At 40.5% G+C, this 14,686-nt stretch carries 18 protein-coding genes and 1 riboswitch; of the genes, 1 reads left to right on the top strand and 17 read right to left on the bottom strand.

Features of this window, described 5'->3' with window-relative positions; genetic code table 11:
- Window positions 1–55: 55 nt before the first annotated feature.
- From H9648_RS11400 to H9648_RS11365, 8 genes are all read right to left on the bottom strand, one after another.
- A complete protein-coding gene (locus H9648_RS11400; RefSeq protein WP_066395796.1) occupies window positions 56–589 on the bottom strand; it encodes a spore maturation protein in 534 nt (177 codons plus the stop codon).
- Window positions 590–1,183: a nucleoside recognition domain-containing protein gene (locus H9648_RS11395; RefSeq protein ID WP_191753936.1), complete on the bottom strand. Its 594-nt coding sequence runs from the start codon at window positions 1,181–1,183 to the stop codon at window positions 590–592.
- The gene (locus H9648_RS11390) at window positions 1,177–2,352 is read right to left on the bottom strand and encodes a D-alanyl-D-alanine carboxypeptidase family protein (RefSeq protein ID WP_191753935.1); all 1,176 of its coding nucleotides are present in this window, start codon (window positions 2,350–2,352) and stop codon (window positions 1,177–1,179) included. The genes H9648_RS11395 and H9648_RS11390 overlap by 7 nt, the downstream gene beginning before the upstream one ends.
- Window positions 2,353–2,431: 79 nt before the next feature.
- Window positions 2,432–2,986, bottom strand: coding sequence for an isoprenylcysteine carboxyl methyltransferase family protein (locus H9648_RS11385; RefSeq protein ID WP_191753934.1), 555 nt, complete (start codon window positions 2,984–2,986; stop codon window positions 2,432–2,434).
- Window positions 2,987–4,063, bottom strand: a complete 1,077-nt coding sequence (locus H9648_RS11380) for a type III polyketide synthase (RefSeq protein WP_191753933.1) — start codon at window positions 4,061–4,063, stop codon at window positions 2,987–2,989.
- A gap of 272 nt (window positions 4,064–4,335) precedes the next feature.
- Window positions 4,336–4,707, bottom strand: a complete 372-nt coding sequence (locus H9648_RS11375) for a hypothetical protein (protein ID WP_191753932.1) — start codon at window positions 4,705–4,707, stop codon at window positions 4,336–4,338.
- 17 nt (window positions 4,708–4,724) lie between these two features.
- Window positions 4,725–5,315 (bottom strand): SMC-Scp complex subunit ScpB, encoded by a 591-nt coding sequence (gene scpB / locus H9648_RS11370; RefSeq protein ID WP_191753931.1) that lies wholly within the window; start codon window positions 5,313–5,315, stop codon window positions 4,725–4,727.
- Between the two features lie 6 nt (window positions 5,316–5,321).
- The gene (locus H9648_RS11365; protein WP_191753930.1) at window positions 5,322–6,065 is read right to left on the bottom strand and encodes a segregation/condensation protein A; all 744 of its coding nucleotides are present in this window, start codon (window positions 6,063–6,065) and stop codon (window positions 5,322–5,324) included.
- A 134-nt stretch (window positions 6,066–6,199) separates the two neighbouring features.
- Between H9648_RS11365 and H9648_RS11360 the strand changes: the two genes are divergently transcribed.
- Window positions 6,200–6,712 (top strand): DUF309 domain-containing protein, encoded by a 513-nt coding sequence (locus tag H9648_RS11360; RefSeq protein ID WP_191753929.1) that lies wholly within the window; start codon window positions 6,200–6,202, stop codon window positions 6,710–6,712.
- 55 nt (window positions 6,713–6,767) lie between these two features.
- On the opposite strand, the gene H9648_RS11355 is transcribed toward H9648_RS11360, so the two are convergent.
- From H9648_RS11355 to H9648_RS11315, 9 genes are all read right to left on the bottom strand, one after another.
- Window positions 6,768–7,202, bottom strand: a complete 435-nt coding sequence (locus tag H9648_RS11355; protein ID WP_191753928.1) for a peptidylprolyl isomerase — start codon at window positions 7,200–7,202, stop codon at window positions 6,768–6,770.
- 69 nt (window positions 7,203–7,271) lie between these two features.
- Window positions 7,272–8,594 carry a diaminopimelate decarboxylase gene (gene lysA, locus H9648_RS11350; RefSeq protein ID WP_191753927.1) on the bottom strand — a complete coding sequence of 441 codons (1,323 nt, stop codon included), beginning with the start codon at window positions 8,592–8,594 and terminating at the stop codon, window positions 7,272–7,274.
- 93 nt (window positions 8,595–8,687) lie between these two features.
- Window positions 8,688–8,864, bottom strand: a riboswitch (Lysine riboswitch).
- Between the two features lie 59 nt (window positions 8,865–8,923).
- A complete protein-coding gene (locus H9648_RS11345) occupies window positions 8,924–10,399 on the bottom strand; it encodes a spore germination protein (protein WP_191753926.1) in 1,476 nt (491 codons plus the stop codon).
- Window positions 10,380–10,958 (bottom strand): stage V sporulation protein SpoVABEA, encoded by a 579-nt coding sequence (spoVAEA, locus tag H9648_RS11340; RefSeq protein WP_191753925.1) that lies wholly within the window; start codon window positions 10,956–10,958, stop codon window positions 10,380–10,382. Before spoVAEA ends, H9648_RS11345 begins: the two co-directional genes overlap by 20 nt.
- Window positions 10,959–10,962: 4 nt before the next feature.
- A complete protein-coding gene (spoVAE, locus tag H9648_RS11335; protein WP_144699279.1) occupies window positions 10,963–11,313 on the bottom strand; it encodes a stage V sporulation protein AE in 351 nt (116 codons plus the stop codon).
- Between the two features lies 1 nt (window position 11,314).
- Entirely contained in the window at window positions 11,315–12,331 is a 1,017-nt protein-coding gene (gene spoVAD, locus H9648_RS11330) for a stage V sporulation protein AD (RefSeq protein WP_144699277.1), read from the bottom strand.
- An 11-nt stretch (window positions 12,332–12,342) separates the two neighbouring features.
- On the bottom strand, window positions 12,343–12,798 hold the full coding sequence (spoVAC, locus tag H9648_RS11325; protein ID WP_191753924.1) for a stage V sporulation protein AC: 456 nt from the start codon (window positions 12,796–12,798) through the stop codon (window positions 12,343–12,345).
- 15 nt (window positions 12,799–12,813) lie between these two features.
- Window positions 12,814–13,236: a stage V sporulation protein AB gene (locus H9648_RS11320; RefSeq protein WP_191753923.1), complete on the bottom strand. Its 423-nt coding sequence runs from the start codon at window positions 13,234–13,236 to the stop codon at window positions 12,814–12,816.
- Window positions 13,226–13,846, bottom strand: a complete 621-nt coding sequence (locus H9648_RS11315; RefSeq protein WP_191753922.1) for a stage V sporulation protein AA — start codon at window positions 13,844–13,846, stop codon at window positions 13,226–13,228. Before H9648_RS11315 ends, H9648_RS11320 begins: the two co-directional genes overlap by 11 nt.
- Between the last annotated feature and the right edge of the window lie 840 nt (window positions 13,847–14,686).

Below are 14,686 nucleotides of genomic sequence, written 5' to 3'. Positions count from 1 at the left end.
AATTCTCAACCTCAGTAAACGTAAAAAAGAGCCAGATCGGCTCTTTTTTGTCGAATTATGAATAAAACAATAGTGAGATTACAGCTATAGATGCTAAAAATCCGATCAGATCGGCTAATAATCCTACTTTTAACGCGTATTTCATCTTTTTTATACCAACCGCTCCAAAATAAACAGTCAGTACATAAAACGTTGTATCGGTACTTCCTTGTATCGTAGAAGCGAGTCTTCCGATAAACGAATCAGGACCGTGTGTTGCAATTAAATCTGATGTCATCCCAAGAGCGCCAGTACCTGAAATCGTCCTCATAAGCCCTAGCGGGACCACCTCTGCTGGAATATGAAACAATGAAAATAGCGGACGCATCGCCATCATGACATAATCCAAAGCTCCAGATGCCCGAAAAACTGAAATGGCAACAAGCATGCCGACTAAAAAGGGGATGATGTTGATCGCGATCGAGAAACCTTCTTTTCCCCCCTCTACAAAGGTCTCATAAGTCGGCACTTTTTTATAAGTACCATATAAAAGGATAAAACCGATCAAAAACGGGATAAACCATATGGAAAAGGATTGAACGATCGACATCTATTTCCCTCCCTTAGGTAAAGAGCGGTAATAATAATATCGATCTATTAATATAGCACCCACCGTTGAAATCGCAGTCGCGATCAATGTCGGCGCAACAATATCAGTCGGCGACGCCGAGTTATAGCTCATCCTGATCGCGATGATCGTAGTGGGGATGAGCGTTATGCTTGATGTATTTATCGCAAGGAGCGTTATCATCGACCGGCTGGCTTCATTTTTTCCGCCATTTAATATTTTTAGCTGTTCCATCGCTTTAATTCCCATTGGTGTTGCAGCATTTCCGAGTCCCAGCAGGTTTGCTGCCATATTCGAAAGAATGTACCCTTGGGCAGGGTGGTCCTTTGGAATATCTGGGAAAAGCCGTTTCACGATCGGGCGGAACAACACAGCTAATACTTCCAATAAACCGCCTTTTTCTGCGATCTTCATAATGCCTAACCAGAATACTAAGATACTAATCATACCAAAGCTTAAAGTAACCGCTTCTTTCGCACTCGTAAAAATCGCTTCGTTCACTTTATCCATGGTGCCGTTGATTCCTGCCACAATGAAGCCGATTACCATCATTCCTACCCAGATGTAATTCACCATAGGCGTGTGTCTTCCTTAGCTATAAAGAATAACTTGTTGAATATGCTTTTAAATGACGACCAGAGACCTCCCTGATCAGGTTTGATTAATGCTTTGCCATCATAATAAAGAGGAAGATCAGCAATTCTCGTTTCCTTTAAATCTACGAAATACCTACCAACAGGTTTAGGAACTTTTTCTTTTTCCCACTTGCCTGATTTAGGAAGCTCATACAACTGGATGGAAGAAGAGATCTGTCTCATCTCTTCTTTTTGCAAAGGGTACGTGAACGTTCGTGCAGCTTCTACTTTTCCTTTATACCCTTTATCTTTGATGCCGGAAATTTCACCTTCTTTAATCAGCTCTGTCATCTTAAAAGAATGAAATCCCCACTCAAACAAATTCCGATGATCGTCCCAGTCGTTAGGATCGTTTAATGTAACAGCGATCAGTTCCATTCCATCTTTTTCAGCAGTTGATACTAACGTTCTCTTAGCACGTTTTGTATATCCGGTTTTGCCGCCAGTAGAATACTCATAAAGCTTTAACATCTTATTCTTATTCCGCCACACTCTATCCCATTTTTCACCGGTTTGTTCTGATCTGTAAACCTTCGTTGATGACACGTCTTTAAAAGTATCATTATTCATCGCATACTTTGTTAGTATGGCCATATCATAAGCGGTGGAATAATGATCTTCATGTGTGTCGAGTCCATGTGGATTTCTAAAGCGAGTATGTTTCATTCCAATCTCTTCTGCTTTTTGATTCATCAAATAGGAAAAGCCATCTAAACTTCCTCCTACATGTTCAGCGATCGCAACTGCAGAATCATTTCCAGACCGAAGCATCAATCCATAGACTAAATCTTTTAGTGGAATCTTCTCTCCTGGCTTCAAGTATAGAGATGATCCTTCTGTTCGCGATGCAACTTCCGTAATGGTAACCGTATCATTCATCTTTCCTGATTCTATTGCAAGGATAGCAGTCATGATCTTCGTGATACTTGCTATTCTCATTGGCCGATGTTCATTACGACCATACAATACTCTTCCAGATGATTGCTCCATCAACACAGCAGCATTTGCTGACACACCGGGTTCAGCTTTTGCTTCTTGCGGGAATGCAGCAAGGATAAGCATACAGATCATAACGAGGAGCAGTGGTTTTCGTTTTAGTGTTCGTTTCATTCATAATCCCGCCCTTTACGTGTTTTGTAAAAGTTTATGCAAACAAGGACAGGTTATGAATGGGATTTACTTCCGCTAATTATTGGGAAGGAAAAAAACGCTGTTTTTGACCATGGCTTTTTTCGTAGTCTGTCAGTTCCATGAGTGCTTTTTCTTCAGCTGGTATCCGCACTCTTAACATGAAGATATTTAATATTGTGAAAAGGATAGCCGTAAAATAAGCACCAAAAATTAGTGGCATGACTAAGAGCTCTAAAGAAACGACCGTATAATTGGGATGTCTCATAAAACGGTATGGACCTCTAGCTACTACATTCGCACCAGGTAATAGAATAATCTTCGTATTCCAAAACTCTCCTAAAGACGATATCGCCCATACACGAATCACTTGTGCCATTAAAAACAGAGTAAATGGAACAATCCACCAGCTAGGCGGCTGTGCGTTAAACACGTATACTTCTAAAAAGAAAACAACAAAGAACGCAACGTGCATAGAAACCATCCACTTATAGTGATCACTCCCTGCTTCTACTGCGCCTTTACTCAAAAGCTTCTTTTCGTTAGATTTAGCAATCCTTACTTCTGCTAATCTCTGTATGATAAGAAAACTCCAAAATAGAAGAAACCAGTTCATCTACTTCCTCCATTCCACTAAAAGAAGTTCAGAAGAAAAGCCTGGCCCTAAAGCGGCCATCACACCTAGATCTCCTTCTTCTTTTTCTGTTTGCATAAAATTTTTCAAGACATAGAAAACAGTGGCAGATGACATATTTCCATTTTCCCTCAACACGTCTCTTGAGATATCTGTTTTCGATAACGGAATCCCTAGCGCATCTACGTATGCTTGTAAGACTTTCTTTCCTCCAGGATGAGCGATGAAATGTTTAATCTGTTCTCCGACAAGCTCATTTCGGTTTAAGAACTCATCAACGTTCGGTTTGAGCCACGTCCTGATGACGTTTGGAATATCTCTTGAAAAGACAACATACAAACCCGTGTCCTTTACTTCCCACCCCATCACATCTTCAGAATGAGGCTTCAATGTGGACATCGTATCTTTTATGTAAGGTGATACTTCTGATGTTTTGGCCGTATCGGACTCATCACCGCAGATCAACGCACAAGCAACTCCATCCGCAAACAATGATGTTCCCACTAAATTGCTCTTAGAAAGATCTTCGTGCTGAAATGTTAGTGAACAAAGTTCTACACTTAGAACGAGGACGTTTGATTTTGGATAGGCTTTACAATAATCGTAAGCTCTAGAAAAACCTGATGCACCACCAGCACATCCTAATCCCCAGATCGGAATCCTCTTTGTATGTGATGAAAATGGGAGGATGTTCATGATTCTAGCTTCAATACTTGGAGTTGATAGGCCTGAACTCGAGATGAAGAAGATGGCATCAATATCTTCATATGAAACGTTTAAGCTTTGATCAGACAAGACCTTTTCGATACATTCTGCTCCTAAATTTGTTGCAAAGTCTATGTATAAATCATTTTTTTCTTGAAAACTTCTTTTTTCCTTAAACCAATCTATAGGCATCGCGAAATAGCGTGACTCGATCTCACCATTCTGAAATACTTTGAGCAAACGTTCGATATCTGAGAACGCTTCTTGAAATAGGTTTCTTGCAAAATCCATTGTTTGATCTTGAGAAAGTTTATGAGGGGGATTTATCGTTTTTACTGCTGCTATTCTTGGCAATTGATCTCTCTCCTTCGGCTGCATATCCTTTTTTAGTAATTTACCCTTAAACTGCCTTTTAAAACGGTGACTTAAAAGATTACTCCGTTTTTGTGTAAACTTCTCAGTTGTTGATAGTAGTTGATTTCCACTCCAGGCTGCTTGCTTTCCATGGGCGATTGAACGGTGGACGCCTTGCTGCTTTGCGCCCTGCTTGTGGCAAGCACCTTACGCTTCTCTCAACTTGCATAGGAAGAAAAAAAGAAAAACAGCCTAAATGAAATAAAGGCTGTTTACTTTGTTATTTGTTTTAAAGTATTTAGATGTGAACTTAGCAACTCTTCATTTGGTGGAATGAAGAGTTTTTTAAATTCATCATAGTTGTTGATATAGCTTCGTTTGCGCTTAAGGTATTCAGGGTCCTTAAGCAATGCGGTGAGGGCTGCAATCTCTGTTATCTTATAGAAGCTCAAGTAATCTTTCCAAAAGTCATGATGTGTTAATTCCTCTTGAAGTTTTTCTTCAAAATATCGTACATAAAGAAGATGAAAAGTTTGAGTTTTTCCGTTACATTCATAGGTCACTTCTGAACGGTTAAAAAAATCCTCAGATGTGTTCGGTTTTTCTTTTTCTAACTCCATACCATCGATATGCTGAATCAACAATGCATGACTCCCCCTTGTTATTCGTCAGTAGATAGTGATTCCTGAAATTTTGAAAAGAACAGATCTGCTTCTTGTTCCACATTCTCTTCCTGAATGTTCTCAGGAAGAGGCGGCAGCTCTTTTACACTTTGCAAACCAAAATGTTCTAGGAATGCTTTTGTTGTACCATATAATATTGCGCGTCCCGTCCCTTCTGCTCTTCCAACTTCTTTTACTAACCCTTTAGCAGATAGAGTCTGTAACGGTTTTTCAGTTTTCACACCTCTTACTTCTTCGATCTCTGACCTAGTAATCGGCTGTTTATAGGCAATGATCGCAAGTGTTTCAAGAGCAGCTTGAGAAAGTGTCGCATGACCAGGCGTTTCAACAAGACGCTCATAAAAGGCAGCGTGTTCCGGTTTTGTTACAAATTGAAGGGATCCCGCATATTCAACAATAGACATCCCTCTTTCTGATGAAGCATAACTTTGTTTCAACTCTTCGATGATGGGATCAAGTTCTTTGCTGTCGATCTCCAACACTTGAGCGATTTGTTTTCTGTCGATTCCTTCATCTCCACTGACAAAAAGCAAACCCTCTACAATCGCTTTATATTCATTTCGTTCCAAATCGTATTACTCCTCTAACATCGTTATATAAATTTCACTAAAATGATCTTGTTGTTCGCAATTTATTGATTTAACCTTCATAAGTTCTAATATTGCAAGAAATGTAACAACGACATGTTCCCTAGTACTCTTATCAAAAAGGTCTGTGAACTTTTTTCGTCCCCCTACAGAAAGAAGAGAGGATTTTATTTGTTCCATTCTTTTTTCGATCGGAATCTCTTGCCGCTCGATTGTCGTTTGTCTCGGTGCTCGCGTGACCTTTTCTTGAAAGACTTTTTGCATCGCCTGCAACATATCATACAGCGTTACGTTGGTCACCTGTTTTGCCGATTCTTCTTTCTCAAACTTTGAGAGGTCGGCAGGCTGCCGTGTGTATATTAAGCTTCTTGCTGATTCTCTTTCTTTTAGTTCATCAGCAGCATGCTTGTACTTTCTATATTCAACGAGTCTTCTTACTAATTCATCTCTTGGATCTTCTTCCATCTCGAGTTCCATCTGATTCTCAAAAAGCTCTTCTTCATGCTTTGGTAGCAGCATCTTGCTCTTAATGGCAAGAAGAGTAGCTGCCATGACTAGAAATTCACTTGCTACGTCCAGTTTTAGTTCTTTCATCGTATGTATATATTGAAGGTATTGCTCAGTTATGATGGCTACCGGGATATCATAAATATCCACTTCGTAGGTTTGTATCAAATGAAGCAGTAAGTCTAGCGGACCTTCAAATCCATCAAGCTTTACACTATATTGCATAACATTTCCCCAGTTTTTCAGCGATTTTGTATTATAAAATTATATCATATTTTGCGTGGTACGCGGCTTGTTTTTATTCATGCTATGCATATGGTAAACTTAAAGTCGAGCTTATTAAGGGGCGTGAACGACTAGTGACTTATCCAAAACCATGGATTGAATACTTGGTGCATTTTCATAGAGATCAAGATTACTTTGAATGTCATGAAGTGCTTGAGGAGCATTGGAAGGACGAGGGGATGAAAGGAGATCTGTGGCCAGGACTGATCCAGCTTGCAGTAGCTCTTTATCACCATCGGCGCGGCAACAATAATGGAGCAAAACGAATGATCTTGAGTTGTAAAGTGAAGCTGCAAAAAGAAGAATCAGCACTGAAAGAACTCGGAATAGAAGTTGAACCATTTTTTGAACTACTCGATAAAAGTATACAAAAAGTCGAACAACAGCAACCTTTTGAGTCGATAGCTCTTCCACTATCAACCGACCTAATGCACGTATGTTTATTAAAAGCTGGTGTGATGGAAGAAGAGTGGTCTTTATCAACCGTAGTGGATGAAAACATCGTTCATAAGCACTCTTTTAGAGACCGAACCACTGTTATTGATGAACGAAATAGACAAAAACTCATGAAAAACAGAAATGTATAATTACCAAACACAAAAAAAGCTCCGAATAAAATCCGGAGCTTTTCTTATTTGGAACTTATTCTTCCCAAACTTTAACTTCTTTCATTACATCGCCTTGTTTAATACGAAGTACTGTTTCCAAACCTTCTGTAACTTGTCCAAAAACAGTATGAACACCGTTCAAGTGCGGCTGTGGCTCGTGTACGAGAAAGAATTGGCTTCCACCTGTATCGCGTCCAGCATGCGCCATTGAAAGAGACCCTGCTACGTGCTTATGTGGGTTCCCTTCTGTTTCACAAGGAATAGAATAACCAGGGCCGCCAGCTCCAGTTCCTGTTGGATCTCCACCTTGAGCTACAAATCCAGGGATAACACGGTGGAACGTTACACCGTTGTAAAAGCCTTCGTTTGCAAGTTTTTCAAAGTTTTCTACTGTTCCAGGTGCTTCTTCTTGGTACAGATCAAATACAATTTTTTCGCCGTTTTCAAATTCAATTGAACCTTTTTTCATAAAAAACAGGCCTCCTTCTACTTCATTCAACTACCATTGTACGGTTAAATGTCTGCTCCGTAAACTAATTTACACAAAAACATTCGTTTTTAGCGGAACATCATTCTTGATGAGGTCTTCATATGTTTCCCGCTTCACTACAAGCTGTTCTTCACCGTTCTCTACAAACACAACAGCTGGCCGCTGGATGCGATTATAATTGCTCGCCATACTATAACCGTAAGCTCCCGTACAGGAAACGGCTAATAAGTCGTTATCACAAACTTCTGGAAGTTCGATATCCCAGATTAACATGTCGCCACTCTCACAGCATTTTCCTGCGATCGAAACGGTTTGTGTTGGTTCTTCGTTCATCTTATTCGCTACAAATGCTTCATATTTAGCTTGATAGAGTGCAGGACGAATGTTATCTGTCATCCCTCCATCAATGGACACATAGTGCCTAACTCCTTCGATCTCTTTTTGAGAACCGATCGAATAGATCGTCGTACCCGCATCACCTACGAGTGAGCGTCCCGGTTCAATCCAAAGTTCAGGTAGTTCTTGCCCTTCAAAGTGAATCATCTGTTTCTTCACTTCTTCAATCATGGCCGTAACGTATTGTTTAGGGGAAAGCGGTGTATCTTCTGACGTATATTGAATACCAAACCCGCCTCCAAGATTTACGACACTTGGAAAATAGTTAAAGTTTTCTTTCCACTTTCTAAAATGGCCGAACAACTTTTCAATCGCCAGAGTGAATCCTTCTGTTTCAAAGATTTGAGATCCAATATGACAATGAATCCCTAAAACGCGAAAGCCTTCAAATGCGAGTACTTCTTGAAGTGCTTTGTCTCCTTGACCATTTCCTAAATCAAATCCAAACTTAGAATCTTCCTGTCCTGTAATGATGTAATCGTGGGTATGAGCTTCAATTCCTGGAGTTAAACGCAGTAAGATGTCTACTTTTTTACTAAGCTTGCTGCTCAGCATTTTTAATAAGGAAATCTCATGAAAGTTATCTACTACAATACATCCGACTCCAGCGGTAAGTGCAAATTCTAATTCTGCTAAGCTCTTGTTGTTTCCATGGAAATGAATTCTTTCAGGTGGGAATTCAGCTTGAAGTGCAGTATAAAGTTCTCCCCCTGAAACTACATCGAGACTTAATCCTTCTTGCTCGATTAACTGAAACATAGCGATCGATGAAAAGGCTTTTGAGGCATAAGCGACTTGATAGCCAACCCCGTTTTCCTCGAATGCTTTTTTAAAGCCTCTTGCTCTATTTTTAATTAAGGATAGATCATATAGATAAAGCGGTGTTCCGTATTTTTTTGCAAGCTCTACCGTATCTAAACCACCGATCCAAAGATGTTGATTATCTCCAATTCTTGATGTTCCGTGTAAATTCACAAAAAATCCCCTCTCGTTGTTGATAGAGAATTCAATCCCGACAAATACAAAAGACAGCCGCAACTAAGGCAGGCTGTCATAACCGTACCCTCATGTCGGAATAGCTCTCCACTACAGTTGTAGTGACAGTCCGTTGCTTGTTCAGCAGCGGCCCAGCATAAAAAGAGATGGAGCTCTTCCTACACTTCGGCAAATTGACCTTTCCACATATTTCATCGTCATCCACAAACTCCATATGCTACTCATTCGTTTTGCGCCTCTACCTCATATGAGGCATATTTAATTAGTTATGAATTTAACACAATTTTCAACAATCAGCAAGTGACAGATTAATTAGTTGGCTGTTTTTTGGTGTTCTGCGGATGTACGATGCTCGGCCGAACTTTAGAGAGTGGAACGGCGACTCGAATAACGATCTGCAGGAATGCTTTAGGATTAAAAGGTATGAACGGCCATAAATAAGGCGTGTTTAGATTTTTAATCGTTGCCATATATATGATCATAATCGTAAAACCAATGATAAATCCAGGAACTTTGAAGAGCATGACCATTATAATCAGAAAGAGCCGCAGTACCCTATTGGCAATACTTAACTCGTAACTAGGTGTAGAGAACGCTCCGATCGCTGCAATCGCAACGTATAAAATAACTTCAGGTACGAATAATCCTACATCAATTGCGATCTGGCCGATCAATACGGCTGCAATCAGGCCCATGGCGGTCGATAGAGCACTCGGTGTATGAATGGCCGCAAGTCTTAAGATATCAATCCCGATCTCTGCAAAAATAATTTGGAGAAACAATGGGATGTTGGTGTGTTTATTCGGACCTATAAAATCAATAAAAGGCGGTAATAACTGCTCTTCCATCGAAAACAAGAGCCACATCGGCACTAAGAATACAGAAGCCAGCATTCCTGTAAAACGAGTCCATCTTAAAAACGCACCGATAAACGGTGTCTGCCTAAACTCTTCTGCATGCTGTACGTGATGAAAAAGTGTTGTGGGTGTAATGATAACACTTGGAGATGTATCTGTGATGATCAACACATGACCTTCCATCAAGTGCTGTGCAGCAACATCAGGTCTTTCAGTGTAACGTACTAAAGGAAACGGATTCCAGCCTTGTTTTACAACAAACTCTTCTATCGTTTTATCTGCCATAGGAATCCCGTCGATCTCAATAGAGTTAAGCTCTTTTCTAATAAGATCAACGAGACCTGGATCTGCCACATCTTGAATATAAGCGAGACACACATCCGTTTTCGAACGTTCACCGACTTGAAGGATTTCGTGTCGTAATCGTTCGTCTCGTATACGTCTTCTCGTAAGAGCGGTATTGATGATGATATTCTCCGTATATCCATCTCGGGCTCCTCTTACTACCTTTTCAATGTCTGGCTCTTCTGGTGATCTTCCTGGATAACTTCTTACATCCACAACAAATGCTTCTTCTTCTCCGTCAATGAATAGGACGATAAGACCTGAAAGCATACGATCAACAGCTTCATCTAACGACTTCGTTATCTCTACTTGTTGATGTGCGAGATGGTTATGTACAAGATCTTTCACTTTACTCGGTGCGCGATGACCATGATCCATATCCATTAGTTCTCGATAGATCATGATGATGAACTCACTGTCGCAAAGTCCTGTACAGTAATACAGCTGAAGTTCTTTTTTTAAGACAAAGATCTTTCTGACACCAACATCAAAACTTACTCCAATACCTAAACGCTCTTTTAAATACTTTTCTGTATCTCCAATATTTTTACTGATGGGTGTTTTATTTTTTTCTTTTGCCAATTGATTCGCTCCTTTCTAGAATAAGTTGAACCGCTTTTACTGTAATTGGAGCCCCTTTTTCAACAGAATCAAAACCTGCCATTTTTCCGATGTCCCCTACCCCTACTACGAAAGGGAGGTTCAATTCATCGAGGATATAGACGGTATCTCCATTGATCCTGCCTGTTTCAAGATCCGGAATTCCACTCTTATCAATACCGAACTCTGTTAGTTCTCCATATCGATCCATAGAACAGTGAACTTTTGTCCATTCTGTAAAATGTGTTTTGGAAGCAACTGCTACAGCACCAATCACATCAATATCTTTCTGCCGATGAATATATCTCATCGCTTGTTCTCCTGGACCTTCTCCTTTAAAACCACAGTCATCAAACATCACAAGTACAGGGTCATGAGGTGTTTTTCGGATCATCTCTACAAGCTCTATACCACTTTTTCGTGTTGGATTTCCCCATGATTGCGATATACAGCGTCCTCCAACTTGTTTAGCTGCATGCTCTACGACTCGTAGTGCATACAGATCTCCATCCGTTATGAAAATGACCCGTTTTTTCACCATGTGATCACCCCTTAGGTTCAAAGATGACTGCTACTAAAAATCCAAACAAAACAGCAGATGAGATTCCTGCAGATGTTAACTCAAAGATTCCCATGGCGATTCCGATAAAACCATGTTCCTCAGCCGAAGCCATTGCTCCGTGCAGAAGGGAGTGACCAAAACTGGTAATGGGAACCGTAGCTCCTGCTCCTGCAAATTTAATCAAGTTATCATAGATACCAAAAGCATCAAGAAGTGCTCCAATCACTACGAAGGAAGTAGTTACATGAGCCGGTGTCAGCTTCATTACATCCATCATCAGCTGGCCGACAACACAAATTGCTCCGCCTACTACAAACGCCCAGAAAAACTCCATCTTATTGCCCTCCTTCCGCTCGCTCAAGAACAACGCCGTGAGCAACCGTCGGAATACTCTCTTTTTGTTGAACCATTACCGGGTTCAATAATGCTCCGGTAGCGACCATCAAAACTTTCTTCAGATTGCCTTTTCGAATCTCGTCTAAGATATAACCGTACGTAACGACGGCAGAACACGCACATCCACTGCCTCCAGCAAAAACCTGCTGACCGCTGCGATAGATCATCAATCCACAATCTCGATGATTGTCTGAAACATCATAACCTTGCTCTTTTAATAACATCTTAACGATCGGTGCACCCACTCCAGATAGATCACCTGTTGCGATTAAATCATACTCATCTGGTTGAACGTCCATCTCTTTAAAATGAGCCGCGATCGTGTCTGCAGCTGCTGGAGCCATCGCTGATCCCATATCAAAAGGATCTTTAATTCCTAAGTCCACTACTTTTCCAACCGTTGCAGACGTGATCTTAATATCTGAGACCTCTTTACTCACAAGTGCAGCACCTGCACCTGTCACAGTAAACGTAGCTGTATCCGGCTTCTGCCCGCCGTACTCGGTAGGATATCTAAACTGTCTTTCAGCTGTAGCATTGTGTGAACTTACTGCAGCTACAATTCGATTCGCATAACCGCCATCCACTAAAGCTGCACCTAATGCGAGTGATTCCATTGATGTTGAACATGCCCCGAACACACCTAGAAAGGGTATTCCGTTTCCTCTGGCTGTATAGTTCGACGAAACAATCTGATTTAACAAGTCTCCTGCCAACAAGAAATTGATATCTTCAGGCTTCATTTTTACTTTGTGCAAACAAGCATTGATCGCATCTTCCATCAACTGACGTTCAGCAAGTTCCCAATTCTTTTGTCCGCAATGAAGGTTGTTATACGTTTTATCAAAATAGCTGCCCAATGGTCCTTCGCTTTCCATCGGACCTACTGCTGTACCCGCAGCATTTAAGTAAATGTTATTTGCAAATTTCCATGTTTGTCTTCCTAATAAATTCATGCCTTCACTCCTTATGTCAAGTGCTGAAAGATGTAGCGGATCATACCGAAAACGTAGGCAGAAACAGCTCCGAACACAATAACAGCTCCAGCTAATTTGAAGAGATTTGTAGCCACTCCGAGTACAAGGCCTTCACTTTTATGTTCTAATGCCGCACTCGTAACGGCGTTAGCGAATCCAGTTACCGGCACAACAGAACCTGCTCCAGCGAATTGACCGATCTTATCGTATACTCCGAGTCCTGTTAATAGTGCTGCGATTAGAATGAGCGTAGCAACAGTCGGATTTCCTGCTGTTTCTTGTGTGAAGTTAAAGTAAGTCATATAAAACATTTGAATCGCTTGACCGATCGTGCAGATGATCCCACCTATAAAAAATGCTTTTAAACAATTTAAAACATACGGAGGTTTCGGCTGTATCGACTTAATTTTTTCGGCATATGCCTGCTGTTCTTCTTTAGTTGCCATCGTACAATCACATCCTTAATGATTAATGTAGTACATCCAATGAAACAAAGATCCTGAGATTTTCCCAAGTACAATCGCCATTAATATAATGATAATTTTCTCTCCGAACCCTACTCTTTTCGCAAGAATCGGAAGTACGTTCAATACTTCTGTTAACGCTGCGGCTAACATCCCAATGAAGATTCCGGTAAACAGACCGATCGGTACTAAAAAGAAAGCTGGAAACCCAATCGAACTATTTCTTAAATTCATCCAACCTCCGATTACAGCACCTAATATGATGCTCAACTCATAACCTCTGATGTATCGATACGTTTTAGAGAGCTGCATCAGCCTAGGTACGATTCCAAGAACCGTTATTAGAGCGACAAGACCAGAGCCTACTGTTATTCCACCACCAAAACCGATAAAGGCAACGAGCAGTACTTTAATTCCCATCGATCTTCTTCTCTGTTTCTTTGTTTTCATGAACGATTACATACTGATCAAGGTCTTGCTGATAATTAAACATCTCAACTTCCAAAGGACTTGGTTCTTCGTTAAGTCTTTTTCTGAAAAGATGGTTAAAGAAAAGAATCATGCCTAGACCAAGACCGAATGAATATGGAATCTGGAGTAATAAAGGCTGCTCTTTATAATGCCCCGTAATCATGAAATAGATTTTTTGGTGAACAAGCTGCATGCTTACATCTTCATGAAAATTCATGATCGCGAGAGCCGAGCCTGTAAAAAGCAGAAGCCACACCAAGACAAAATACACTGGTGCCAGCTTTTTTTGCTGCATCTGAATCTCCAGAATCGATTGTGCAGGTCCGATGGTTTGGACATCTAAACCAGGGTTTTTCTTTTGAATCGTAGCGATCACACGCATGACATCTATCACAATCAAATGCTTATCTTCAGGGGTTACTTCGTGGATAATATATCCCTTGATGGCTTCTTCTAATTCATCAGATGCTACAATTTGTGCAACTTCTCCGATCGAGACTTTCTGATGCTGAATGACCTGTACACGTTGACGCATACGCAGGTATACTGTTTTATCCAATTTTCACTTCACCTCTTTCTAAGCGCATTTGTGTTTAGTATGCGATGATGGAATTCTTATCATGCCTCACATTGAACTCCATCCAAAAACTACCATGAAAATTAAAGCTGTTCTTTTTTTTGCATTGATGTCTCTGAAAGTGGTTGATCTCCGTTTCAGGTGCTCCCTTTCCGCGGGGCGACCGGTGAGCCACTTGCCGCTTCGCGCCTCTAAGTGTCTCACCTGTCCGCTCGTCCCGCAGGAGTCTCGCACCTTACACTACAATCAACCTAATCAGTGAAGTTTAGGTAACACTAAGGATGTTGAAACTTTAGTTTGAAAGTCATAATTTAAGTACAGAAGACTCTTGGTTAAATTCGTGAATAAAAGGCTTTTAAAATTTTCTTTTTCATTTCCTATACAAGTTGATTGGAGCGCAAAAGTTGCTTGCCACATGAGAATCTACTCTGCAAGGCAAGTGTGAAGAGGGAGCTCACTTCGGAAGGATTACCTTTCTAGGGAGAGGAGTAAGAATAGAACCTTGAAGCGGACAAGACAGTCCAAAAAATAAAAGTGGCTAGTTAAGCAAAATTGGCCGAGAATATGAATGCGCAGTCTTAACTGTTCACCTTTAATCTCGAAGGGCTAAGACTAGTGTAGACTTTTAGTAATGATAGCGGTAGAAGTTCATCTTTCACTCCTTTCAACTTAATCAGTGATGTTATAGGTAATGCTAAAAGCTGTAGAAACTTTAATTTATGAATTAATACTAAAGATCAATAATCTTGAACCAAGCCTCTTGATGTAACGCCTGAATAAAAGGCTTTTTCTAAACGTTTTGCTTTTAAATGCTTTTTTCTA

The organism is Fictibacillus norfolkensis (assembly GCF_014836645.1).
In the GTDB taxonomy this organism is placed as follows: Bacteria; Bacillota; Bacilli; order Bacillales; family Fictibacillaceae; genus Fictibacillus; species Fictibacillus norfolkensis.
The sequence above is the reverse complement of the archived record's forward strand: the minus strand, read 5'-3'. Positions and strand labels throughout refer to the sequence as shown.